This is a genomic window from Kitasatospora sp. NPDC040550 (assembly GCF_055594965.1).
In genome coordinates this window covers 84,698-108,599 of the sequence record NZ_JBVIWC010000009.1, presented here as the reverse complement: position 1 = coordinate 108,599, position 23,902 = coordinate 84,698, and the positions used below count along the sequence as shown (strand labels likewise).

The window sequence follows — 23,902 nt, the reverse complement described above, 5'->3', positions numbered from 1 at the left end:
CGTTCGCACGGCCCGGCCCGGTGGTCCCAGGACCGCCGGGCCGGTGTCGTCGGCGGGGTTGTCGGACCCGGGCGGTAGCCTTCGCGGAGGCCGCTCGCCGTGAGCGGGCGGATCGGCGAGGGACGGGGCGTGGCGTGCGGGTGCTGGGTGTTGACCCGGGGCTGACCAGGTGCGGGGTCGGCGTGGTCGAGGGCACGCCGGGCCGGCCGTTGCGGATGGCCGGGGTGGGCGTGGTGCGCACACCGGCCGACGCCGAGATCGGGCAGCGGCTGCTGCTGGTGGAGCAGGGGCTGGAGAGCTGGCTGGACGAGCACCGGCCCGACCTGGTCGCGGTCGAGCGGGTCTTCGCCCAGCACAATGTCCGCACCGTGATGGGCACGGCCCAGGCGAGCGCGGTCGCGATGCTCTGCGCCACCCGGCGCGGCATCCCGGTCACCCTGCACACCCCCAGTGAGGTCAAGGCCGCCGTCACCGGCTCCGGCCGGGCGGACAAGGCCCAGGTCACGGCCATGGTGCAGCGCCTGCTGCGGCTGGACGCCCCGCCCAAGCCCGCGGACGCGGCCGACGCGCTGGCGCTGGCGATCTGCCACATCTGGCGCGGCGGGACGACCAACCGGCTGCAGGCGGCGGCGCAGGCCGCCGCCCAGGCCGCCCGCTCCGGGCCCGCGCGGGGCCCCTTCTCCGTGAAAGGCAGTAGTCGGTGATCGCCTTCGTGCAAGGACCGGTGGCGGCCATCGCCTCCGGCATCGCGGTGGTCGAGGTCGGTGGGGTCGGCATGGCCGTCCAGTGCACCCCGAACACCCTGGCCGGCCTGCGGCTCGGTGAGCCCGCCCGGCTGGCCACCTCGCTGGTGGTCCGGGAGGACTCGCTGACCCTGTTCGGCTTCGCCGACGACGACGAGCGGGCCGTGTTCGAGATCCTCCAGGCCGCACCGGGCGTGGGCCCCAAGCTGGCGCAGGCGATCCTGGGCGTGCACAGCCCCGACGCGCTGCGCGCCGCGGTGGCGGGCGGGGACGAGAAGGCGCTGGTCGCGGTGCCGGGCATCGGCAAGGCGAAGGCGGCCAAGCTGCTGCTGGAGTACAAGGACAAGCTGGGCGCCCCGCACGGCGCGGTGCCCGCGCAGAAGCCGATCGCCACCGGCCCCGCGCCGTGGAGCGAGCAGCTGCACTCCGCGCTGACCGGCCTCGGCTACGCCCCGCGCGAGGCGGACGACGCGGTCGCCGCCGTCACCCCGGAGGCGGAGGCCCAGCAGACGCCGGACGTCGGCGCCCTGCTGCGGCTGGCCCTGCGCGGCCTCAACCGCGCCCGCTGAATCCACCTGACGACCTGTCCGTTTGTCGACACCGACACCGGAGACTCTGGAGCCCGCGAGGATGTACGACTCGGAACCCGCCGACCGGCTGGTGACCGCCGCCGCCGACGGCGAGGACCAGGCGGTCGAGGCCGCGCTGCGCCCCAAGGCGCTGGACGAGTTCATCGGCCAGGAGCGGGTGCGCGAGCAGCTGTCGCTGGTGCTCCAGGCGGCCCGCCAGCGCGGCAGTGCGCCCGACCACGTGCTGCTGAGCGGCCCGCCCGGACTGGGCAAGACCACCCTCTCCATGATCATCGCCGCCGAGCTGGGCGCCCCGATCCGGATCACCTCCGGCCCGGCCATCCAGCACGCGGGGGACCTCGCGGCGATCCTCTCCTCGCTCACCGAGGGCGAGGTGCTCTTCCTCGACGAGATCCACCGGATGTCCCGGCCGGCCGAGGAGATGCTCTACATGGCGATGGAGGACTTCCGGGTCGACGTGATCGTCGGCAAGGGCCCGGGCGCCACCGCCATCCCGCTGGAACTGCCGCCCTTCACCCTGGTCGGCGCCACCACCCGGGCCGGGCTGCTGCCGCCGCCGCTGCGCGACCGCTTCGGCTTCACCGGGCACATGGAGTTCTACGCCCCGGCCGAGCTCCAGCGGGTGGTGCACCGCTCGGCCGCGCTGCTGGACGTCGAGATAGACCCGGCCGGCGCGGCCGAGATCGCCGGGCGCTCGCGCGGCACCCCGCGCATCGCCAACCGGCTGCTGCGCCGGGTCCGCGACTTCGCCCAGGTCCGGCACGACGGCGTGGTCAGCGCCGGGATCGCCGCCCGGGCGCTGGACGTCTACGAGGTGGACGCGCGCGGCCTGGACCGGCTGGACCGCGCGGTGCTGGACGCGCTGCTGCGGCTGTTCGGCGGCGGTCCGGTCGGCCTGTCGACCCTCGCCGTCGCGGTGGGGGAGGAGGCCGAGACGGTCGAGGAGGTGGCCGAGCCCTTCCTGGTCCGCGAGGGACTGCTCGCCCGCACCCCGCGCGGCCGGATCGCCACCGCCGCGGCCTGGCAGCACCTGGGCCTGACCCCGCCGGTCCAGACCACCCGGGGCAGCGTGCCGCCCCAGCCGGAGCTGTTCCGGCCGGACGGAAGTTGACCGCTCTCGGCCGAACGGGTGAGACCTGGCCGTCGGTTCCCGCTCCTCCCCGGAGCTGTGCCCCGGGGAGGAGGCAGGGGAGAAGTCCCGGGAATCCGTGCAGGCGGAGGGTCGCCACTTTCGGCGGCAGGATGCGATGCTTGGCGTTGTCCGATCAGTTCGGGGTCGCCTAGACTCCGCCGGACCGCCCCTCTCACCTGACGGGCCGACCCATACCACACAGGCCGCCGGCCGGCGGCCCGTAAAGGACCCTGGCTGCTGTGAACCTCATCATCCTCCTCCTCCCGATCATCGCGATCGTGCTCATGTTCCGGTCGCAGAAGAAGCGCCAGTCGCAGATGCAGCAGATGCAGACGTCGCTGGAGCCCGGGGCGGGGGTGCGCACCATCGGCGGCCTGTACGCCCAGGTGAAGGCGGTCAACGACGAGACCGTCGAGCTGGAGATCGCGCCCGGCGTGGTCACCTACTTCACGAAGAGCGCCATCGCGGCCGTCCTGGACCCCCAGGAGTACGACGCGATCATCAACGGTCGCCCCGCCGACGACGAGCTGTCCGAGCCGGAGGCCGAGGACGCCGACGCCGCGCCGGTCGAGGACAAGCCGCTGACGCTCACCAAGGACAGCGCCGAGAAGGGCGATGTCAAGGGGGATGTCGAGGGCGGGGCTCCCGCGAGCAAGTAGTACGGCCGGGCAACCCGCCCGGTCGCGCGGCGCAGTGCCGCGAGCCCACAGGACCTCAGGGCCGCAGACCCGCCATGCCCCCGTTCCGCCACGAGCCGGACGGGGGTCCGGTCGGCGAAGTGGCATGGACAGGGAGAAACGAGCAAGGTGGCAACACCCAAGTCGCGCCCGCGCGACGGCTACCCAGGGCGGGCGCTGGCCCTCATCCTGGTCGTCACCGTCGGACTGGTCGCCCTCATGTTCGGGACGGGCAACACCAAGCCCCGGCTCGGTATCGACCTCGCAGGTGGCACCAGCATCACGCTGACCGCGAAGTCGAAGGATCCCAAGGCGATCAGCAAGGCGAACATGGACATCGCCGTCGGGATCATGGAGCGCCGCGTCAACGGGATGGGTGTCTCCGAGGCGGAGGTCCAGACCCAGGGCTCGGACACGATCATCGTGAACATCCCCAAGGGCGGCGACAAGCAGAACGCGGCGGACCAGGTCGGGACCACTGCCCAGCTGTTCTTCCGTCCGGTCCTGGCGGTCGCGCCGAGCGGCTTCACCCCGCCCGCGCCCACCGGCACCCCGTCCGCGGGCGCCTCGGGCACCCCGAGCGCCGCCCCGTCGGGCAACGCGACCCCCACGGCCGGCGCGAGCGGCTCCGCGAGCCACGCGCCCACCCCGTCCGCCAGCGCGAGCGCCACCAAGCAGGGCCGTTCCGTCGGTGAGGCCCTGGCCGCCGAGGGCTCCTCCCCGAGCGCCGCCGCCACGGGCGTCAGCGGCACCCCGTCCGCCCCCGCCACCGGGTCGGCCGCCCCGTCCGCCTCGGGCACCCCGAGCGCCCAGGCCACGCAGCCGAGCGCCGCCGACGTGTCCGCCGCGATGACCCAGGGCACCGTGCCGCCGGAGCTGGCGACCGCGTTCGCCAACCTCGACTGCACCAAGCCGGAGGAGCGCACGAACCAGACCGGCGCCGTGGACAAGGCCGTCGTCGCCTGCTCGCAGAAGCCCGCCAAGGGCGGCTACTACGAGAAGCTGGCGCTCGGCCCCGTCGCGGTCAAGGGCTCGGACGTCTCCAAGGCCCAGCCCAGCCTCGACACCCAGACGGGTGCCGGCTGGCAGGTCCAGCTGCAGTTCAACGGCACCGGCACCGACGCCTTCACCAAGGTCACCGGCCAGCTCGCCTCCCAGACCCCGCCGAACAACCAGTTCGCGATCGTGCTGGACAACCAGGTCGTCTCGCACCCGCAGGTGAACGGCCCGATCCCCGGCGGCAGCGCCGTGATCACCGGCCAGTTCAGCCAGGCCGAGGCGCAGGACCTCTCCAACGTGCTGAGCTACGGCGCCCTGCCGCTGGAGTTCAGCAAGGGCGACGTCACCACCGTCTCCCCGGCGCTCGGCAGCGACCAGCTCAAGGCGGGTCTGATCGCCGGCGCGATCGGCATGCTGCTGGTGGTCGCCTACTCGCTGGTCTACTACCGCGGCCTCGGCCTGGTCTCGATCGCCGGTCTGCTCGTCTCGGCGGCCCTGACCTACTCGATCATGAGCCTGCTCGGCGGCGGGATCGGCTTCGCGCTGAACCTGCCCGCGGTCTGCGGTGCGATCGTCGCGATCGGCATCACCGCCGACTCCTTCATCGTGTACTTCGAGCGCATCCGCGACGAGGTCCGCGAGGGCGCCCCGCTGCGCCCGGCCGTCCAGCGGGCCTGGCCGCGGGCCCGACGCACCATCCTGGTCTCGGACTTCGTCTCCTTCCTCTGTGCCGCGGTGCTCTACGTGGTCTCGGTCGGCAAGGTCCAGGGCTTCGCGTTCACCCTGGGTCTGACCACCGCGCTGGACGTCGTGGTGATCTTCCTCTTCACCAAGCCGATGATCACGCTGCTGGCCCGGCGGAAGTTCTTCTCCGACGGCCACCCGTGGTCCGGCCTGGACCCGAAGCGGCTGGGTGCCCGCCCGCCGCTGCGCAGCACCCGTCGTCGTAACCCCTCCTCTGCCGCCGTGAAGGAGGCCTGACACCGTGTCGCGCTTCTCCAATCTGGGTCACCGGCTCTACCAGGGCGAGGTCAGCTTCGACTTCGTCGGGCGCCGCAAGCTCTGGTACTCGATCTCCGGCGTGATCGTGCTGGTCGCGGCGATCGGCCTGGCGATGGGCCTGCACCTGGGCATCGAGTTCAAGGGCGGCTCGGTCTACACCGTGACCAAGCCTGGCCTGACGGTCTCCCAGGCCCAGGACACCGCCGACGGGATCGTCTCCTCGCACCCGCTGGTGCAGTCGACGGACAGCAACAAGATCCGCATCCAGGTCAGCACCGACGAGGCGAAGAGCTCGGACGAGATCCGCGCGCAGCTCTCGCAGAAGCTCGGCGTGCCGCTGGACACCGTCGAGGCCCAGGTGATCGGCCCCAGCTGGGGCAAGCAGATCTCCAACAAGGCGCTCACCGGCCTGGTCGTCTTCATGGTCCTGGTGACGGTCTACCTGGCGATCGCCTTCGAGTGGCGGATGGCGGTGGCCGCCCTGGTCGCCCTCATCCACGACCTCCTGATCACCATCGGCGTCTACGCCCTGGTGGGCTTCGAGGTCACCCCCGGTACGGTGATCGGCTTCCTGACCATCCTCGGGTACTCGCTCTACGACACGGTCGTCGTCTTCGACACCGTGAAGGAGAACGCCAAGGGGATCACCAAGCAGAACAAGCTCACCTACAGCGAGGCGGCCAACGCGGGCCTCAACCAGACCCTGGTGCGCTCGCTCAACACCACCGTGGTGGCGCTGCTGCCGGTCGCCGCGCTGCTGTTCATCGGTGGCGGCCTGCTGGGCGCCGGCACCCTGAACGACATCTCGCTCGCGCTGTTCATCGGCCTCGCGGCCGGTGCCTACTCCTCGATCTGCGTCGCCACCCCGCTGCTGGCGCAGCTCAAGGAGGAGCAGCCGGAGATGAAGGCGCTGCGCAAGCGCGTCCTGCAGCACCGGGCCGCCGCGGCGGCCAAGGGCGAGGGCGCCGACGCGACGGCGACGGACGAGGGCCCGGAGGACGACCAGCCTGCGGGTATGGTCGGTCAGCGCGGCCGGTCGGCCGGCACCACGCGTGCCAAGGGCCGTCCGTCCACCAAGCGCTGAACCGCACCCGACCCTGAGGACAGAACACCGTGACCACCGCCGACACCGCACTGGCCGAGCTGCTGAACAGCCGGATCCGGGACGTCCCGGACTACCCGAAGCCGGGTGTGCTGTTCAAGGACATCGCGCCGCTGCTCGCCGACGCCGAGGCCTTCGGCGCCCTCACCCGGGCGCTGGCGGACCGGGCGCTGGAGCTCGGGGCGACCAAGGTGGTGGGCCTGGAGGCGCGCGGCTTCGTGCTGGCGGCTCCGGCGGCCTTCGCGGCCGGGCTCGGCTTCGTGCCGGTCCGCAAGGCCGGCAAGCTGCCCGGCGAGGTGTTCCGGCGCTCGTACGAGCTGGAGTACGGCTCGGCGACGCTGGAGGTGCAGTGCGACGCCTTCACGCCCGGTGAGCGGGTGCTGGTGGTGGACGACGTGCTGGCCACCGGTGGCACCATCGGTGCCTCGCTGGACCTGGTGAAGGAGGCCGGCGCCGAGCTGGCGGGCGTCGTGGTGCTGATGGAGCTGGGCTTCCTGGACGGCCGCGAGCGGCTGACCGGGCACCTGGGCGACGCCCCGCTGGAGACGCTGGTCACGGTCTGAGAAGCAGGACGGAAGGGCGGCGGTCGGATCATCCGACCGCCGCCCTTCCGTTTCCGGGCCCGGCCCGATGAACACCGGGCCGCCCGGCTCGGTACCATGAAGATTCATCCCCTCCCGGTTGTGCCCGGACCGCACGGGCTTCGGCGGGGGTCGGCCCCGGTGCCCCGAGGAGTGTCCTTGCCCGACGAGGTTGTGCCCACGGCCGCAGCGGCCGCCCCCGAGAACCGTCCCACGCCCTCGGGGGCCACCCCGGCACGCCCCACGCCGGCCTCCTCGCGCCAGCTCGCTCCGCTCGGCCGCGGCTCCGGCAGCGGCGGCGGCGGGATGCGCGCCCGGCTGGCCCGCCTCGGCGGCCAGCGCTCCAGCGTGCTCAACCCCGTCCTGGAGCCGCTGTTCCGCTCGATCCGGGCGAACGACCCCAAGGCCGACCCGGCGCTGCTGCGCGACATCGAGCGCGCCTACGCCGTCGCCGAGAAGTGGCACCGCGGGCAGAAGCGCAAGAGCGGCGACCCGTACATCACCCACCCGCTGGCGGTCGCGACCATCCTGGCCGAGCTCGGCATGGACGCCGCGACCCTGATGGCCGGGCTGCTGCACGACACCGTCGAGGACACCGACTACGGCCTGGAGACCCTGCGCAAGGACTTCGGCGACTCGGTGGCCCTGCTGGTCGACGGCGTCACCAAGCTGGACCGGGTCAAGTTCGGCGAGGCCGCGCAGGCCGAGACCGTCCGCAAGATGGTCGTGGCGATGGCCAAGGACCCGCGGGTCCTGGTGATCAAGCTCGCCGACCGCCTGCACAACATGCGCACCATGCGCTACCTCAAGCGGGAGAAGCAGGAGAAGAAGGCCCGCGAGACGCTGGAGATCTACGCCCCGCTGGCGCACCGGCTGGGCATGAACACCATCAAGTGGGAGCTGGAGGACCTCGCCTTCGCGATCCTCTACCCCAAGATGTACGACGAGATCGTCCGGCTGGTCGCCGAGCGCGCCCCCAAGCGGGACGAGTACCTGGCGACCGTCATCGACCAGGTCCAGGCGGACCTGCGCGGTGCCCGGATCACCGCCTCCGTCACCGGCCGGCCGAAGCACTACTACTCGGTCTACCAGAAGATGATCGTCCGGGGCCGGGACTTCGCCGAGATCTACGACCTGGTGGGCATCCGGGTCCTGGTCGACACCGTCCGCGACTGCTACGCGGCACTGGGCACCATCCACGCGCGGTGGAACCCGGTGCCGGGGCGGTTCAAGGACTACATCGCGATGCCCAAGTTCAACATGTACCAGTCGCTGCACACCACGGTGATCGGCCCCGGCGGCAAGCCCGTCGAACTCCAGATCCGCACCTTCGACATGCACCGGCGGGCCGAGTACGGCATCGCCGCGCACTGGAAGTACAAGCAGCGCGCCGTCGCCGGGGCCTCCAAGATCCGCACCGACACCCCGACCCAGGTCCGCAAGGACGACAAGGCCGGCGCCGTCAACGAGATGGCCTGGCTGCGGCAGCTGCTGGACTGGCAGAAGGAGACCGCCGACCCGGGCGAGTTCCTGGAGTCGCTGCGCTTCGACCTGGCCAGCAACGAGGTCTTCGTCTTCACCCCCAAGGGTGACGTGATAGCCCTGCCGGCCGGGTCGACCCCGGTCGACTTCGCCTTCGCGGTGCACACCGAGGTCGGCTACCGGACCATAGGGGCCCGGGTCAACGGCCGCCTGGTGCCGCTGGAGTCGACCCTGGAGAACGGCGACGCCGTCGAGGTGTTCACCTCCAAGGCGGAGAACGCCGGACCCTCCCGGGACTGGCTGGGCTTCGTCAAGTCCCCGCGCGCCCGCAACAAGATCCGCGCCTGGTTCTCCAAGGAGCGCCGCGAGGAGGCGATCGAGCACGGCAAGGAGGCGATCGTCCGGGCGATGCGCAAGCAGGGCCTGCCGATCCAGCGGATCCTGACCGGCGACTCGCTGGTCACCCTGGCCCACGAGATGCGCTACCCCGACATCTCCTCGCTCTACGCCGCCATCGGCGAGGGGCACGTCGCCGCGCAGAACATCGTCCAGAAGCTGGTCCAGGCGCTCGGCGGCGAGGAAGGGGCCACCGAGGACCTCGCCGAGACGGCCACCCCGACCCACGACAACCGGCGGGCCGTGCGCCGCCGGGCCAAGGGCGACCCCGGCGTGATCGTCAAGGGCGTCGAGGACGTCTGGGTCAAGCTGTCCCGCTGCTGCACCCCGGTGCCGGGCGACCCGATCGTCGGCTTCGTCACCCGCGGCAACGGCGTCTCGGTGCACCGCGCCGACTGCGTCAACGTCGAGTCGCTGAGCCAGCAGCCCGAGCGGATGATCGACGTCGAGTGGGCGGCCACCCAGTCCTCGGTCTTCCTGGTGGCCATCCAGGTCGAGGCGCTGGACCGCTCCCGGCTGCTCTCGGACGTCACCCGGGTGCTCTCCGACCAGCACGTCAACATCCTGTCGGCGGCGGTCCAGACCTCCCGGGACCGGGTGGCGATGAGCCGCTTCACCTTCGAGATGGGCGACCCGAAGCACCTGGGCCACGTGCTCAAGGCGGTCCGCGGCGTCGAGGGCGTGTACGACGTCTACCGGGTCACCTCCGCCCGCAAGTGAGGCCCGGCGCATGAGGAAAGCCCCCGGGGAGCACCCCCGGGGGCCTTCGCCGTTCAGCGGGCCGGATCAGCCGCTGAACTCCTCCTGGCTCTTGTGCGCCTGCTCCAGCAGGGTCTGCACGCCGGACAGCTCGGACTCCAGCTTGGCGATCCGGCCGGTGTTGCCGGCCGCGCGGGCCTTGTCCAGGTCGGCCTGGATCTTGTCGGCCTTGGCCTGGAACAGCCCGACCATGCCGGCCGCGCGGGCCTTGGCCTCCGGGTTGGAGCGCTTCCACTCGCTGTCCTCGGCCTCGCGGATCGCCCGCTCGACCGCGTTCAGCCGGCCGTCCAGCTTCGGACGGATGTCGCGCGGGACGTGGCCGATGGCCTCCCAGCGCTCGTTGACCTCGCGCAGCGCGGCCTTGGCGGCCTTGAGGTCGGTGATCGGCAGGATCGCCTCGGCCTCGGTGGCCAGCGCCTCCTTGAGCTTCTGGTTCTCCACCTGCTCGGCGTCGCGCTCGCTGAACACCGCGGAACGGGCCTGGAAGAACACGTCCTGGGCGCCGCGGAACCGCGCCCACAGCTCGTCCTCGACGTCCCGCTGCGCCCGGCCGGCGGACTTCCAGCGCGCCATCAGGTCGCGGTAGGCGGCCGCGGTGCTGCCCCAGTCGGTGGACGAGGAGAGCGCCTCGGCCTCGGAGACCAGCGCCTCCTTGGCCTGCCGGGCCTGCTCGCGCTCGGCGTCCAGGGTGGCGAAGTGCGCCTTGCGGTGCTTGGAGAAGACCGAGCGGGCGTGCGAGAAGCGGTGCCACAGCTCGTCGTCGCTCTTGCGGTCCAGCCGCGGCAGGCCCTTCCAGGTGTCCACCAGGGCGCGCAGCCGGTCCCCGGCCTCCCGCCACTGGGTGGACTCGGCGAGCTGCTCGGCCTCGGAGACCAGCGCCTCCTTGGCGGTGCGGGTCTCGTCCTGGGCCTTGGCCCGGGCGGCCTTGCGCTCCTCCCGCCGGCTCTCGATCTCACCGGTGAGCGTGTCCAGGCGCTTGGCCAGCGCGTCCAGGTCGCCGACCGCGTGTCCCTCGGTCACCTGGGCACGGAGGTGCTCCAGCGCGGTCTGGGCGTCCTTGGCGGCCAGGTCGGTGGTGCGCACCCGCTTCTCCAGCAGGCCGATCTCCACCTCGATGCCCTGGTACTTGCGCTCGAAGTAGGCGAGGGCCTCCTCGGGCGAGCCGGCCTGCCAGGAACCCACGACGCGTTCGCCGTCGGCCGTCCTGACGTACACCGTGCCCTGCTCGTCCACACGGCCCCACGGGTCGCTGCTCATAGCGCGTCCTCCACATGACGTCGCGCCCGCGCCGGGGCGGCGCACGACCGTCGTCCACAGTTGATGTGCGGCGGACCGATGAGTCCGCCGTCCCCGTCCGCCGTGCCTTGCTGCCGAGGGTGACGGCTAGGCGGGTCCGGGCACCCTATACAACGCCAACATAGGCGACCAGGACCGGTGCTGTCCGCATCCGGGCCGGGCGATTTCGGTCCGGGACCGGGCGGGGGGCGCTCCGCGCGCCCGCCGCCGGCGGTCCCGGGTCCGGTCAACCCTTCGAGACCGTAACCGAGTTGAGGGTGACGTCGGCCATCGGGTGGCCGTCGCCGGCGCCCTCCAGGGTGCCCGCGGCGGCGATCTTCTGGACCACGTCCAGGCCGCCGGTGATCTTGCCGAACGGGGTGTAGTTCGGCGGCAGCTGGGTGTCCTTGTACACCAGGAAGAACTGGCTGCCGTTGGTGCCCGGGCCGGCGTTGGCCATCGCCACGGTGCCCGCCGGGTAGGTCGCACCGGTCAGGTTCTCGTCCGCGAACTGGTAGCCGGGGCCGCCGGAACCCTTGGCGGTCGGGTCGCCGCACTGGAGCACGAAGATGCCGTCGGTGGTGAGCCGGTGGCACTTGGTGTGGTCGAAGTACTGCTCGCCCGCCAGGAAGTTGAACGAGTTCACGGTGTGCGGGGCCTTGGCCGCGTCCAGCGCGATGGTGACCTTGCCGCAGTTGCTGTCCAGCGACATGGTGTACGAGGCACCCTGGTTGATCGACATGGCCGGCTCGGCCTTGAACTGCTTGCCGTTGGGCGAGCCCGCCGCCGGGGCGGCGCAGCCCTCGACCGGCTTGCGGGTCGGGGTGGCGGCCGGGTCGGCCTGGGCCGGGTCGGTCTGGCTCGGCGCGGCCTGCGGGGTGGCGGCGGCCGAGGCGCTCTTGTCCTTGTCGGAGCTGAACGCGCCGCTGGCGAACAGCCCGCCGCCGCCGGCCAGCACCACCACCGCGAGCGAGGCGCCCAGGATCGTGTTGCGGCGCCTGCGGGCGGACGCCGCCGCGGCGCGGCGCTCCATCTGGCGCTCGTACTTCTCGCGGGCGAGCTGCCGCCGCCGCTGTTCGCTGCTGACCACCGGCCGTGTCTCCTGAGCATGTGCGGGAAAAGTGGATGGGTTCCGGAGCGGATCATCGCACCCATCGGCGGCCAAGTGTAGGGACCGGGCCCGTAAGGACGCGGTGAACCTGTCATGGCCCCGGCCCGCCACCGCCCATCTGGTTCGCAACCGGGCCCGGACCGCCGGTAGGCTTCCCTTACGTCATCACTACTGGTAGCCACCGCAGCCCACCGCCGCACACACCCGAAGGACGCGCGTGTTCATCGCCGGATTCCCCGCTGGAGCCTGGGGCACCAACTGCTACCTGGTCGCGCCGGCGGCGGGCGAGGAGTGCGTCATCGTCGACCCCGGGCACCAGGCCGCGCGGGGCGTCGAGGAGCTCATCCGTGAGCACCGGCTCAAGCCCGTCGCCGTCCTGCTCACCCACGGCCACATCGACCACGTCGCCTCGGTGGTCCCGGTCTGCGGCGCCCGCGGCGTCCCGGCCTGGATCCACCCCGAGGACCGGTACATGATGTCCGACCCGGAGAAGGCGCTCGGCCGCTCCCTGGGCACCCAGTTGATGGGCGAGCTCACCGTCGGCGAGCCCGACGACGTGCGCGAGCTCACCGACGGCAGCGTGCTGGAGCTGGCCGGCCTGCGGCTCACCGTGGACCACGCCCCGGGCCATACCGGGGGGTCGGTGACCTTCCGGACGCCCGGTGCCGAGGACCTCCCCCCGGTGCTGTTCTCGGGCGACCTGCTGTTCGCCGGCTCCATCGGGCGTACCGACCTCCCGGGCGGGGACGGCGAAGCGATCATGCGCTCGCTGGCCCGGGTGTGCCTGCCCCTCGACGACTCCACCGTGGTCCTCTCCGGCCACGGCGGTCAGACCACCATCGGCCGCGAGCGCGCCACCAACCCCTACCTCCGACAGGCAGCGGGGGCGGCCGGCGCCCCGGCTTTCCCGCGACGAGGAATGTGACGGAAGAGAAGTTGAGCACCTTCACCGCCCCCAAGGGCACCTACGACCTGCTGCCCCCCAGCTCCGCGACCTTCCTGGCGATCCGCGAGCGCATCGCCGCGCCCGCCCGCCGGGCCGGTTACGGCTACGTCGAGACCCCGGTCTTCGAGGACGTGAAGCTGTTCTCCCGCGGTGTCGGCGAGTCCACCGACATCGTCACCAAGGAGATGTACACCCTCACCACCAAGGGCGGCGACGAGCTCGCGCTGCGCCCCGAGGGCACCGCCTCGGTGCTGCGCGCCGCCCTCCAGGCCAACCTGCACAAGCAGGGCAACCTGCCGGTCAAGCTCTGGTACTCGGGCTCGTACTACCGCTACGAGCGCGCCCAGAAGGGCCGTTACCGCCAGTTCTCCCAGGTCGGCGCGGAGGCGATCGGCGCCGAGGACCCGGCACTGGACGCCGAACTGATCATCCTGGCCGACGACGCCTTCCGCTCGCTGGGCCTGAGCGACTACTCGCTGCTGCTCAACAGCCTCGGCGACAAGCAGTGCCGCCCGGTCTACCGCGCCGCCCTGATCGAGTTCCTCTCCGGCCTGGACCTGGACGAGGAGACCCGCCGCCGCGCGGAGATCAACCCGCTGCGCGTGCTGGACGACAAGCGCGAGTCGGTGCAGGAGCAGCTGGTCGGCGCGCCGATGCTGCGCGACTTCCTGTGCGAGGAGTGCAAGGCGTACGACGAGAAGGTGCGCGAGCTGCTCACCGCCGCCGGCGTCGCCTTCGTCGACGACCCGAAGCTGGTCCGCGGCCTGGACTACTACACCCGCACCACCTTCGAGTTCGTGCACAACGGCCTCGGCGCCCAGTCCGCGATCGGCGGCGGCGGCCGCTACGACGGCCTGTCCGAGATGATCGGCGGCCCGGCGCTGCCGTCCGTCGGCTGGGCGCTCGGCGTGGACCGCACCTACCTGGCCCTGGAGGCCGAGGGCGTCGTCCTCGACCTGCCGGCTGCCACCTCCGTCTACGCCGTCGCGCTCGGCGAGGAGGCCAAGAACCTGCTGTTCGCCAAGGTGATCGAGCTGCGCCGGGCCGGCGTCGCCACCGACCTCGCCTTCGGCGTCAAGAGCATCAAGAACGCCATGAAGTCCGCCGACCGGTCCGGCGCCCGCTTCGCCCTGATCGCCGGTGACCGGGACCTCGCCGAGGGCGTCGTCCAGCTCAAGGACATGAGCACCGGCGAGCAGTCCCCCGTCGCCCTCGACGCACTCGTCACCACCTTGAAGGAGAAGCAGCTGTGATCCGCACGCACGACGCGGGCACGCTCCGCCCGGAGCACGCAGGCACCACCGTCACCCTGGCCGGCTGGGTCGCCCGCCGCCGCGACCACGGCGGCGTCGCCTTCATCGACCTGCGCGACGCCTCCGGCACCGTGCAGATCGTGGTCCGCGACCTCGACTCGGTGCACGGCCTGCGCGCCGAGTACTGCGTCAAGGTCGTCGGCGACGTCCGGGTCCGCCCCGAGGGCAACGAGAACCCGGACATCCCGACCGGCGCGGTCGAGGTCGTCGTCAGCGACATCGAGGTGCTCTCCGAGGCCGCCCCGCTGCCGTTCCCGGTCGCCGAGTACGAGCCGGGCACGGTCAACGAGGAGGTCCGGCTGCGCTACCGCTACCTGGACCTGCGCCGCGAGGGCCCGGCCAAGGGCCTGCGGCTGCGCTCGAAGGTCAACAACATCATCCGCCGGGTGATGGAGGAGAACGACTTCCTCGACATCGAGACGCCGTACCTCACCCGCTCCACCCCCGAGGGCGCCCGCGACTTCCTCGTCCCGGTCCGCCTGCAGCCGGGCCACTGGTACGCCCTGCCGCAGTCGCCCCAGCTGTTCAAGCAGCTGCTGATGGTGGCCGGCATGGAGCGGTACTACCAGATCGCCCGCTGCTTCCGCGACGAGGACTTCCGCGCCGACCGCCAGCCGGAGTTCACCCAGCTGGACATCGAGGCCTCCTTCGTCGACCAGGAGGACATCCTGGCCCTCGGCGAGAAGATCGTCGGCTCGATCTGGCGCGAGGTCCACGGCTACGAGATCCCGAACCCGCTGCCGCGGATGACCTACGCGGACGCCATGGGCCGCTACGGCTCCGACAAGCCGGACGTCCGCTTCGGCCAGGAACTCACCGACCTCACCGAGTACTTCAAGGGCACCGAGTTCCGCGTCTTCCAGGCCCCGTACGTCGGTGCCGTGGTCATGCCGGGCGGCGCCTCGCAGCCGCGCAAGCAGCTGGACGCCTGGCAGGACTGGGCCAAGGCGCGCGGCGCCAAGGGCCTCGCCTACGTGCTGATCGACGCCGAGACCGGCGAGCTGCGCGGCCCGGTCGCCAAGAACCTCTCCGCGGAGCACCTGGCCGGCCTCGCCGCCGCGGCCGGCGCCAAGAACGGCGACGCGGTCTTCTTCGCGGCCGGCAAGGAGCGCCCCTCGCAGGAGCTGCTCGGCGCCGCCCGCCTGGAGATCGGCCGCCGCTGCGAGCTGATCGACGAGTCCCAGTGGGCCTTCCTCTGGGTCGTCGACTTCCCGATGTTCGAGCCGATCGAGGACGACAAGGGCCAGTTCCAGGGCTGGCACGCGGTGCACCACCCGTTCACCGCCCCGACCGCGGAGTCGCTGGACACCTTCGACACCGACCCGGGCTCGGCCCTGTCCAACGCCTACGACCTGGTCCTCAACGGCTCGGAGCTGGGCGGCGGTTCGATCCGTATCCACCAGCGGGACGTCCAGAAGCGGGCGTTCGACGCGATCGGCCTGTCCGAGGAGGAGGCGGCCTCGCAGTTCGGCTTCCTGCTGGACGCCTTCAACTACGGCCCGCCGCCGCACGGTGGGGTCGCCTTCGGCCTCGACCGGATCGTCACGCTGCTCGGTGGCTACGACACCATCCGCGACGTCATCGCCTTCCCGAAGACGTCCACCGGTGGTGACCCGCTGACCGGCGCGCCGACCCCGATCACCCCGGCCCAGCGCCGCGAGGCCGGCGTGGACGCCCAGCCCAAGGTCCGCGAGGACGCCAAGTCCGAGGCACAGCCCAAGAGCTGACGCCTCGTCATACGCGCTAACCTGCAACGGCCCCGGACGGTCCACCCACCGTCCGGGGCCGGTCCACAACGTGGTGTGACACAGGGAGGGTTGACTCGATGCAGGTCACCACGAGAGTCGAATGTCCGCAGGACGCCCCGGCGACCAGGCGCGTGCACATGGCCGCGTTCCCCGGGCCGGACGAGGCGGACCTGGTGGACGCGCTGCGCCGCGACCCGGCCTGGCTGCCCGGGCTGTCGCTGGTCGCGGTCGACGACGCCGGGCTGGTGGTCGGCCACGCCCTGCTGACCCGGCTGCGGGTCGGTGACGGCGGCGGGTCCGGGGACGCGCTGGCGCTCGCGCCGGTGGCGGTGGCGCCCGAGTGGCAGCGCCGGGGCGTCGGCGAACTCGTCGTCCGGGCGGCGCTGTCGGCCGCCGAGGAGGCGGGGGAGAAGCTGGTGGTGGTGCTCGGCGATCCGGAGTACTACGGACGGTTCGGCTTCATCCCGGCCGGGCGGCACGAGGTCTCCGGCCCGTTCGAGGTGCCGGAGGCGTACTTCCAGGTGCTGCCGCTGGCGGCGTACGACGGCGACCCGCGCGGGCTGTGCCGCTACCCGGAGCCCTTCGTCGCGGTCTAGGGCCCTGGGGCGGCACCGCGACCCGGTTCGCCCGTTCCTCCGGTCCGACCTGCGGGGTCACCGTTCTGCGCCTACGGTGAAGGGTCATCGGCAGGAGTCGGACGGAGGACCCGAGAGTGGCCAAGGGGCAGCAGCGGACCGCGAAGCCGGAACGACTGGCGAAGAAGCCGTACGAGCGGGAACTGCTGCGGCTGCAGCAGGAGCTGGTGAAGCTCCAGGAGTGGGTGCGGGTCGAGGGCGCCCGCCTGGTGGTGGTCTTCGAGGGGCGGGACGCGGCCGGCAAGGGCGGGGCGATCAAGCGGGTGACGGAGTACCTGAACCCGCGCATCGCCCGGGTCGCGGCGCTGCCCACCCCGACCGAGCGGCAGAAGACCCAGTGGTACTTCCAGCGGTACGTCGAACACCTCCCGGCGGCCGGGGAGATCGTCCTGTTCGACCGCAGCTGGTACAACCGGGCCGGGGTCGAGCGGGTGATGGGCTTCTGCAGCGACGAGGAGTACTGGCAGTTCCTGCACCAGTGCCCGACCTTCGAGCAGATGCTGATCGAGGCGGGCATCCTGCTGCGCAAGTACTGGTTCTCGGTCAGTGACACCGAGCAGGAGCAGCGGTTCCGGGACCGGCTGGAGGACCCGATGAAGCGCTGGAAGCTCTCCCCGATGGACGTGGAGTCGATCACCCACTGGGAGGACTACTCGCGGGCCAAGGACGAGATGTTCGTCTACACCGACATCCCGCAGTCGCCCTGGCACGTGGTGGAGAGCGACGACAAGCGGCGGGCCCGGATCAACATGATCGCCCACCTGGTCTCCACCGTCCCGTACCACGAGGTCGCCCCGCCGCGGATCGAGCTGCCGCCCCGCCCGGCCCCGCGCGGCTACCAGCGGCCCCCGCGCGACCTGCAGAAGTACGTCCCGGACCACGCTGCCAGACTGGAGTAGACGGGGCCCCGGCCGGGCGCTGCTACCGAACGGCCCCGCGTGGCGCCCGGGCGTGCACAGGAGGCGCGCTCATGTTCGTCCGTACCGTCTACGCGACCGGTGATCCGGACCGGATCGGCGAGACCCTCGACGGCCTCGCCACGGAGGCCGTCGACCTGCTCTCCGGGCAGCCCGGGTACCGCGGCTACGGCCTGTTCGCGGACCGGACCGTCGGCAAGATCACGATGGGCTCGTGGTGGGAGTCCGCCCAGGCCGAGCGCGACAGCGACGCGGCGCTCGGTGAGCGCCGACGTGAGCTGCTGGCGCCGCTGGCCGGCACCGTGACCACGGAACTCTGGGAGGCCGTGGCGACGGCGCCGCCCGGTGTGGCCGGACCCGGTGCGATGTTCCGGCTGACGAGGTCCGACGTCGACCCGGCCAAGGTGGACACGGCCGCCGAGATCTTCCGGGACCAGGTGCTGCCGGTGCTGGAGAAGAAGCCCGGCTTCGTGACCGGCTCGATGCTGGCCGACCGTGCGACCGGCCGGCTGTCCGTGGGCTCGATCTACGCGGACCGGGCGAGCTTCGACGCCGCGCGGGGGCCGACGGCCGACTCCCGGGCGCGGGCGTTGGCCGCGCTGGGCGGCACGCTGCGGTCGCTGGAGGAGTTCGAGGTGGTCCTGCTGGATCGGCGGACCCCGGCGCAATAGCTCTGTCGGCGGCCTCAACTAGGCTTCCGGTGTGGACGAACCGGACCTCTTCACCGCCGCCGCCGAGGAACTCCAGACCAGGGAGCCCGGCCGGGCGCCGCTGGCCGTACGGATGCGCCCGCGCACCCTGGACGAGGTCGCCGGGCAGCGGCAGCTGTTGAAGCCCGGCTCGCCGCTGCGCCGGCTGGTGGCCAACTCCCGCGGGCCGGCCGCCACCAGCTCGGTGATCCTCTGGGGGCCGCCCGGCACCGGCAAGACCACCCTGGCGCACGTGATCAGCCAGGCCGTGGAGGGCCGCTTCGTCGAGCTGTCCGCGATCACCGCCGGGGTCAAGGAGGTCCGGGCGGTGATCGACGGCGCCCGGCGGGCGGTCGGCATGTCCGGCCGGGAGACGGTGCTGTTCCTGGACGAGATCCACCGCTTCTCCAAGGCCCAGCAGGACTCGCTGCTGCCCGCCGTGGAGAACCGCTGGGTCACCCTGATCGCCGCGACCACCGAGAACCCGTACTTCTCGGTGATCTCCCCGCTGCTGTCCCGCTCGCTGCTGCTCACCCTGGAGTCGCTCACCGACGAGGACATCCGGGCGCTGCTGCGCCGGGCGGTGGACGACGAGCGCGGCCTGGAGGGTGCGCTGGAGCTGACCGCGGAGGCCGAGGACCACCTGGTGCGGCTCGCCGGCGGGGACGCCCGGCGGGCGCTGACCACGCTGGAGGCGGCGGCCGGGGCGGCGCTGGAGAAGGGCGAGGCGAGCATCTCGCTGGCCACCACCGAGACCGCCGTGAACCAGGCGGCGGTCCGTTACGACAAGGACGGCGACCAGCACTACGACGTGGCCAGCGCGCTGATCAAGTCGATCCGCGGCAGCGACGTGGACGCCACCCTGCACTACCTGGCCCGGATGATCGAGGCGGGGGAGGACCCGCGGTTCATCGCCCGGCGGCTGATGATCTCGGCCAGCGAGGACGTCGGCCTGGCCGACCCGACGGCGCTGCAGACGGCGGTGGCGGCGGCCCAGGCGGTGGCGCTGATCGGCTTCCCCGAGGCCCGGATCATCCTGTCCCAGGCGGCGATCGCGCTGGCCCTGGCGCCGAAGTCCAACTCGGCCTACCTGGCGATCGACGCGGCGCTGGCGGACGTCCGGCAGGGGCTGGCCGGGGCCGTCCCGCCGCACCTGCGGGACGCCCACTACGGCGGCGCGGGCAAGCTCGGCCACGGCAAGGGCTACCAGTACCCGCACGACCTGCCGGAGGGCATCGCCGCCCAGCAGTACGCGCCGGACTCGGTGCACGGCCGGGAGTACTACCGGCCGAACCGGCGCGGCGGCGAGGTCCGGTACGCGGACACCGTGGAGTGGACGCGCGGGCGGCTGCGGGGGGAGCGCCGGGTGGAGAAGGCGGACCCGAAGGCCGCGAAGCCGGAGCGGAAGGCCGAGGAGAAGGCCGCGAAGCCGGAGCGGAAGGCAGAGGAGGAGCCCGGGACGAAGGGCGAGTGATCGACGGGTATACTTCGTCGGAGTGCCATGTCCCGGGACGGCGGCGGGGGAGACCCCACCGACCGGCCGCACCAGCGGGACATCGGCCGTAGGCCTCCTCCGGGAGGCCCGCACCAGGAGCGTCGCGCACCGTTTCGGTGTCGCGGACGGCCCGGTTATCCGGGCCCTTCGTGTGACCAGCACTTCATGTGCCCGGCTCCGGAGAGCGGCTGATCCCTTCGCACAGGCGTCGGGGTTTTCTCCGGGTCGCGACATGCGACCTCCGTCAACACCTGGTGAAAGCCGTATTCGTAAGCAAGGAAGGTTTGGTTCATGGCGAACCAGAAGCGTCCCAAGGTCAAGATCGCGCGTGCGCTCGGCGTGCCGCTGACCCCGAAGTCCGTCAAGTACTTCGAGGCCCGCCCGTACCCGCCCGGCCAGCACGGCCGTGGTCGCAAGCAGAACTCGGACTACAAGGTCCGTCTGCTCGAGAAGCAGCGTCTGCGCGCCCAGTACGACCTGAGCGAGAAGCAGATGGCCCGCGCGTTCGACCGCGCGAAGAAGGCCGAGGGCAAGACCGGTGAGGCGCTCGTCGCCGACCTGGAGACCCGTCTGGACTCCCTGGTCCTGCGTTCGGGCATCGCCCGCACCATCTACCAGGCCCGCCAGATGGTCGTCCACGGCCACATCGAGGTCAACGGCGGCAAGGTCAACAAGCCGTCGTTCCAGATGAAGCCGGGCTTCGTGGTCACCGTCCGCGAGCGCTCCAAGGAGAAGGTCCCCTTCCAGGTCGCCCGTGAGGGTGGCTACGCGGGTGAGGGCCAGACCCCGAAGTACCTCGAGGTCAACCTGAAGGCCCTGGCCTTCCGCCTGGACCGTGCGCCGCAGCGCAAGGAGGTCCCGGTGATCTGTGACGAGCAGCTGGTCGTCGAGTACTACTCGCGCTGACCCGCGCTCGGTTCGCAGTTCGCTGAACCGGCAGCGAGCCCCCGTCGCCTTTCGAGGCGGCGGGGGCTCGCCCCTTTTCCGGTGCCGGCCGGCCCTCCGGCCACAGCTCCGCCCGGCTACAGCTCCGCGCCGGTCATCGCGGCGGCCAGCCGCAGGTGCGGGCGGGCCTCCTGGCCGCGGCCCTGGCGCTCCAGGGTGCGGCCGAGCATCAGCCGGGCGTAGTCCTCGGCCGGGTCGAGGTCGAGGATCCGGCGCAGTTCGGCCTCGGCGCGGCCGAGCTGGGCGGAGTGGAAGTAGCTGCGGGCCAGCAGCAGCCGGACCGAGAGGTTGGCCGGCTCCTCGGCCAGCACGCCTTCCAGCATGCGGGCGGCGTCGGTGTACGCCTTGGACTCGAAGTAGAAGTTCGCGAGGCGGTACTCGTCGTGGACGGCCATGGTGCTCCTTCCGGGTGGATCCTTGCCTTCTCAAGCAATCCGCAAGTTTCAGCTATTCCGCACCGGTGCCGGGGCCGGCGCGGGCGGCACCGAACAGGGCCCGGCGCCGGGTTCCGGGCCGCCCGGCGAGCCCCCGTCGCCGAGCGCCCGGCCGACCGCGGCGTCCAGGTCCAGCCGCCCGCCCGCCAGGTAGCAGTCCTCGTACTCCTGCTCGGTCAGCCCCGCCCGGGCGCGCTCGGCGCATTCCTGGTGGGGGCCGAAGAAGGAGCGCGAACCCAGGAAGGGGTTGCCGACCGTACGCCAGATCCGGTGCGCGGCGCCCTGCAGCACCCGGGCCTCGCACAGGGCGGCCGGCGCGCCCGGACCGGTCGGCTCGGTCTCCAGCAGCGCCAGCAGGTCGATCCCCAGCACGATGCCGAGCAGGTCGTGGAAGCGGTGGTTCAGCCGGACGCACTCGCGGGCCAGCGCGCGGGCCGGCTGGACGGCGCCGTCCAGGTAGTGCGAGTACGCCATCGCGTACAGCACGTAGCCGTACGCCCACTGCTCTCCGTGCTCCTCGCACACCTCGCGGGCCTGGCCGAACCAGAGCTCGGCGCTGTCCGGGTCGCCCTGGAAGAGGTAGGCGAGGCCCAGCTCGACCATCGCCATCACCACGTTGCTGTTGAGCTCGCCGATGGTCCGGTAGTGCCAGAGCGCCTCCTCGAACAGCTCGGCGGCGCGCTCCGGGTCGTCACCGATCAGGGCGGCGCAGCCCTGGCGGTGGACGGCGTAGGCGAGGGCCCGGTCGTCGCCGGTGTCCAGGGCCTGGCGGCGGCACTCCTCCAGGGCGGGGCGGGCGGCGCCGAGGTCGCCCTGGAGGGTGGCCATGTAGCCGGTCACCCAGAGGGCCTTGGCCCGGACCTCGGTGGGCTCGCGGTCCAGGGCGAGCGCGCGGTCCAGCCAGTGCCGGCCCTCGCCGAGGTGGCCGCAGCCGACCCAGTAGAACCACAGGGTGCCGGCCAGCAGCAGGGCGAGCTGCTCCTCGCCGGGCTCGGCGAGGCAGAACTCCAGCGCGGCGCGCAGGTTGGCGTGGGCGAGCAGGGTGCGCTCGGCGGTCTCGGCCTGCCGGGGGCCGAACCACTCGACCTCGCCCCAGGTGGCCACGCCCAGGTACCAGTCCCGGTGGCGGCGCAGCAGCCGCTGCTCCTCGCCGGCGGCGCGCAGCCAGTGGCCGCCGTACTCGCGCAGGGTGTCCAGCAGCCGGAAGCGGACGCCGAAGGCGCTGTCCTCGCGCAGCACCACGGACTTGGCGACGAGTTCGTCGAGCAGGTCGAGCACGTCCTCGGGCTCGATGCCCTCGCCGGCGCAGACGTACTCGGCGGCCTCCAGGTCGAAACTGCCGGCGAAGACCGACAGGCGGGCCCAGAGTAAACGTTCCTGCACCGTGCAGAGCTCATGACTCCAGCCGATCGTGGTGCGCAGCGTCTGGTGCCTCGGCAGGGCCGTCCGGGAGCCGCCGGTGAGCAGCCGGAAGCGGTCGTCCAGCCGGGCCGTGATCTGCTCCACCGACAGCGCGCGCAGCCGCCCGGCCGCCAGCTCCACGGCCAGCGGGATGCCGTCCAGCCGACGGCAGAGCAGGCCGACCGCCTCCGCGTTCGCCTCCGTCACCGCGAAGGACGGCAGTACGGCCCGCGCCCGGTCGGCGAACAGCCGCACCGCGTCCGACAGCGGCCCCGGGGCCTCCGGCAGCTCCGGGGGCGGGTCGACCGGCAGCGGGGCCAGCGTCAGCAGGTGCTCCCCCGAGGCCCGCAGCGCGGCGCGGCTGGTGGCCAGCACCCGCAGCCCGGGCAGCGCGCGCAGCAGCGCGTCGGTCAGCTCGGCACACGCCTCCACCAGGTGCTCGCAGCCGTCCAGCACCAGCAGCAGGCGGCGCCCCGTCAGGTGCTCGCCCAGCACGTCCAGCGGCGGCCGGGCGGTGCCGTCGGTCAGCCGCAGCGCCTCCAGCACGGCGTGGCCGAGCAGCAGCGGGTCCTGCACCGGGGCCACGTTCACCAACCAGGTGCCGTCCGGGAAGGCCCCGGCCGCCTCGGCCGCCGCCCGCAGCGCGAGCCGGCTCTTGCCCACCCCGCCGGGCCCGGTCACCGTCACCAGCCGCGCCCCGGCGAGCAGGCCCGCCAGCTCGGCCAGTTCCCGCTCGCGCCCGACGAAGCCCGTCACCTCGGCCGGCAGCCGGCCCGGTTCCGGCTCGCGCGGCCACACCGCGGGCTGTGCTGTCCAGTCGCCGGCCAAGCGCTGCTCCCCGTTGTTCCCGGCCCGGACCGTGGCGGTCCGGGCGTGCGTCGGGCCGTACGGGCGACGGCCCGCCTGGCTGAACGAGGTGACCGGACGGTAGGTTACGCGCGCGGTTCGCACATCCGGGCGAGGCCACGGCCGTGACCCGGTCCGGAAAGCGGGCCCGGGCGCGATAGGGTTCGGTTGGGAACCGCAAGGCGAGGGAGCGCGCAGAAGTGTCCGTGGGAGAGCTGGCCGGCTTGCTCGTCGCCGTGTTCTGGGCGGTCCTGGTCACCCTGCTCGCGGTGGTGCTGGTGCGCCTCTCCCGGGTGTTGAAGGAGGCCACCGTCCTGGTCTCCGCGGTCACCGAACAGGCCGTCCCGCTGCTGGCCGACGCCGGTGCGGCGGTGCGCAGCGCCAACGAGCAGCTGGACCGGGTGGACGAGATCACCGCCAACGTCCAGGACGCCGCCGCCAACGCCAAGGCGCTCTCCTCCACCGCGGCCGCCACGCTGGGCGGGCCGCTGATGAAGGTCGCCGCGTTCAGCTACGGCGTCCGCAAGGCCGTCGCCAAGCAGCAGGGCACCCTGCCGAGCGTGCCGGTGCAGCCCGCCGAGCGCGACGAGCTGGCCCGGCTGATCCGGGCCGAGGTGCGCGCCGCGACCGCGCCCAGGAGCGGCCTGTTCTCCCGGGTCCGGCGAGCGGTGAGGGGCTGACCGC

At 72.5% G+C, this 23,902-nt stretch carries 21 protein-coding genes; 17 read left to right on the top strand and 4 right to left on the bottom strand.

Features of this window, described 5'->3' with window-relative positions; translation table 11 throughout:
* The first annotated feature begins 134 nt into the window (after positions 1–134).
* From ruvC to ACZ58X_RS15755, 8 genes are all read left to right on the top strand, one after another.
* A complete protein-coding gene (gene ruvC, locus ACZ58X_RS15790; protein WP_470334211.1) occupies positions 135–704 on the top strand; it encodes a crossover junction endodeoxyribonuclease RuvC in 570 nt (189 codons plus the stop codon).
* The gene (gene ruvA, locus ACZ58X_RS15785; RefSeq protein ID WP_470334210.1) at positions 701–1,312 is read left to right on the top strand and encodes a Holliday junction branch migration protein RuvA; all 612 of its coding nucleotides are present in this window, start codon (positions 701–703) and stop codon (positions 1,310–1,312) included. The genes ruvC and ruvA overlap by 4 nt, the downstream gene beginning before the upstream one ends.
* 61 nt (positions 1,313–1,373) lie before the next feature.
* Complete coding sequence (gene ruvB / locus ACZ58X_RS15780; protein ID WP_470334209.1) at positions 1,374–2,444, top strand: Holliday junction branch migration DNA helicase RuvB; 1,071 nt, start codon at positions 1,374–1,376, stop codon at positions 2,442–2,444.
* A gap of 260 nt (positions 2,445–2,704) precedes the next feature.
* Complete coding sequence (yajC, locus tag ACZ58X_RS15775) at positions 2,705–3,124, top strand: preprotein translocase subunit YajC (protein ID WP_470334208.1); 420 nt, start codon at positions 2,705–2,707, stop codon at positions 3,122–3,124.
* 147 nt (positions 3,125–3,271) lie between these two features.
* Positions 3,272–5,122 (top strand): protein translocase subunit SecD, encoded by a 1,851-nt coding sequence (gene secD / locus ACZ58X_RS15770; protein ID WP_470334207.1) that lies wholly within the window; start codon positions 3,272–3,274, stop codon positions 5,120–5,122.
* A gap of 4 nt (positions 5,123–5,126) precedes the next feature.
* The gene (gene secF / locus ACZ58X_RS15765; RefSeq protein ID WP_470334206.1) at positions 5,127–6,227 is read left to right on the top strand and encodes a protein translocase subunit SecF; all 1,101 of its coding nucleotides are present in this window, start codon (positions 5,127–5,129) and stop codon (positions 6,225–6,227) included.
* Positions 6,228–6,256: 29 nt separating this feature from the next.
* Positions 6,257–6,808 carry an adenine phosphoribosyltransferase gene (locus ACZ58X_RS15760; RefSeq protein WP_380406857.1) on the top strand — a complete coding sequence of 184 codons (552 nt, stop codon included), beginning with the start codon at positions 6,257–6,259 and terminating at the stop codon, positions 6,806–6,808.
* 96 nt (positions 6,809–6,904) lie between these two features.
* A complete protein-coding gene (locus tag ACZ58X_RS15755; RefSeq protein ID WP_470334205.1) occupies positions 6,905–9,424 on the top strand; it encodes a RelA/SpoT family protein in 2,520 nt (839 codons plus the stop codon).
* 66 nt (positions 9,425–9,490) lie between these two features.
* On the opposite strand, the gene ACZ58X_RS15750 is transcribed toward ACZ58X_RS15755, so the two are convergent.
* A complete protein-coding gene (locus ACZ58X_RS15750) occupies positions 9,491–10,720 on the bottom strand; it encodes a DUF349 domain-containing protein (protein WP_470334204.1) in 1,230 nt (409 codons plus the stop codon).
* Between the two features lie 265 nt (positions 10,721–10,985).
* Entirely contained in the window at positions 10,986–11,828 is an 843-nt protein-coding gene (locus tag ACZ58X_RS15745; RefSeq protein WP_470334203.1) for a peptidylprolyl isomerase, read from the bottom strand.
* Positions 11,829–12,066: 238 nt separating this feature from the next.
* On the opposite strand from ACZ58X_RS15745, the gene ACZ58X_RS15740 reads away from it, so the two are divergent.
* From ACZ58X_RS15740 to rpsD, 8 genes are all read left to right on the top strand, one after another.
* Entirely contained in the window at positions 12,067–12,774 is a 708-nt protein-coding gene (locus ACZ58X_RS15740; protein ID WP_470334202.1) for an MBL fold metallo-hydrolase, read from the top strand.
* 11 nt (positions 12,775–12,785) lie between these two features.
* Complete coding sequence (gene hisS / locus ACZ58X_RS15735; protein WP_470334201.1) at positions 12,786–14,048, top strand: histidine--tRNA ligase; 1,263 nt, start codon at positions 12,786–12,788, stop codon at positions 14,046–14,048.
* Complete coding sequence (aspS, locus tag ACZ58X_RS15730) at positions 14,045–15,835, top strand: aspartate--tRNA ligase (protein ID WP_470334200.1); 1,791 nt, start codon at positions 14,045–14,047, stop codon at positions 15,833–15,835. Before hisS ends, aspS begins: the two co-directional genes overlap by 4 nt.
* A gap of 98 nt (positions 15,836–15,933) precedes the next feature.
* Complete coding sequence (locus ACZ58X_RS15725) at positions 15,934–16,452, top strand: GNAT family N-acetyltransferase (protein ID WP_470334199.1); 519 nt, start codon at positions 15,934–15,936, stop codon at positions 16,450–16,452.
* Positions 16,453–16,568: 116 nt separating this feature from the next.
* Positions 16,569–17,390 (top strand): polyphosphate kinase 2, encoded by an 822-nt coding sequence (gene ppk2 / locus ACZ58X_RS15720; protein ID WP_470334198.1) that lies wholly within the window; start codon positions 16,569–16,571, stop codon positions 17,388–17,390.
* Positions 17,391–17,461: 71 nt separating this feature from the next.
* Positions 17,462–18,079 (top strand): antibiotic biosynthesis monooxygenase family protein, encoded by a 618-nt coding sequence (locus tag ACZ58X_RS15715; RefSeq protein ID WP_470334197.1) that lies wholly within the window; start codon positions 17,462–17,464, stop codon positions 18,077–18,079.
* Positions 18,080–18,110: 31 nt separating this feature from the next.
* Positions 18,111–19,571 (top strand): replication-associated recombination protein A, encoded by a 1,461-nt coding sequence (locus tag ACZ58X_RS15710; protein ID WP_470334196.1) that lies wholly within the window; start codon positions 18,111–18,113, stop codon positions 19,569–19,571.
* A gap of 312 nt (positions 19,572–19,883) precedes the next feature.
* Positions 19,884–20,498 carry a 30S ribosomal protein S4 gene (gene rpsD / locus ACZ58X_RS15705; RefSeq protein ID WP_030240707.1) on the top strand — a complete coding sequence of 205 codons (615 nt, stop codon included), beginning with the start codon at positions 19,884–19,886 and terminating at the stop codon, positions 20,496–20,498.
* 116 nt (positions 20,499–20,614) lie between these two features.
* Here rpsD and ACZ58X_RS15700 read toward each other — a convergent pair whose 3' ends face one another.
* Positions 20,615–20,932, bottom strand: a complete 318-nt coding sequence (locus ACZ58X_RS15700; RefSeq protein WP_470334195.1) for a tetratricopeptide repeat protein — start codon at positions 20,930–20,932, stop codon at positions 20,615–20,617.
* Positions 20,933–20,980: 48 nt separating this feature from the next.
* The gene (locus ACZ58X_RS15695; protein WP_470334194.1) at positions 20,981–23,200 is read right to left on the bottom strand and encodes an ATP-binding protein; all 2,220 of its coding nucleotides are present in this window, start codon (positions 23,198–23,200) and stop codon (positions 20,981–20,983) included.
* A gap of 218 nt (positions 23,201–23,418) precedes the next feature.
* Between ACZ58X_RS15695 and ACZ58X_RS15690 the strand changes: the two genes are divergently transcribed.
* On the top strand, positions 23,419–23,898 hold the full coding sequence (locus tag ACZ58X_RS15690; RefSeq protein WP_375889985.1) for a DUF948 domain-containing protein: 480 nt from the start codon (positions 23,419–23,421) through the stop codon (positions 23,896–23,898).
* The last annotated feature ends 4 nt before the right edge of the window (positions 23,899–23,902 follow it).

Bases quoted from the DNA above. Each gene is read 5' to 3' on its own strand.
- rpsD (WP_030240707.1), top strand. From the start codon at position 19,884: ATGGCGAACCAGAAGCGTCCCAAGGTCAAGATCGCGCGTGCGCTCGGC.
- ruvB (WP_470334209.1), top strand. From the start codon at position 1,374: ATGTACGACTCGGAACCCGCCGACCGGCTGGTGACCGCCGCCGCCGAC.
- ACZ58X_RS15750 (WP_470334204.1), bottom strand. From the start codon at position 10,720: ATGAGCAGCGACCCGTGGGGCCGTGTGGACGAGCAGGGCACGGTGTAC.
- ACZ58X_RS15700 (WP_470334195.1), bottom strand. From the start codon at position 20,932: ATGGCCGTCCACGACGAGTACCGCCTCGCGAACTTCTACTTCGAGTCC.
- ACZ58X_RS15715 (WP_470334197.1), top strand. From the start codon at position 17,462: ATGTTCGTCCGTACCGTCTACGCGACCGGTGATCCGGACCGGATCGGC.
- ACZ58X_RS15755 (WP_470334205.1), top strand. From the start codon at position 6,905: ATGAAGATTCATCCCCTCCCGGTTGTGCCCGGACCGCACGGGCTTCGG.
- ACZ58X_RS15725 (WP_470334199.1), top strand. From the start codon at position 15,934: ATGCAGGTCACCACGAGAGTCGAATGTCCGCAGGACGCCCCGGCGACC.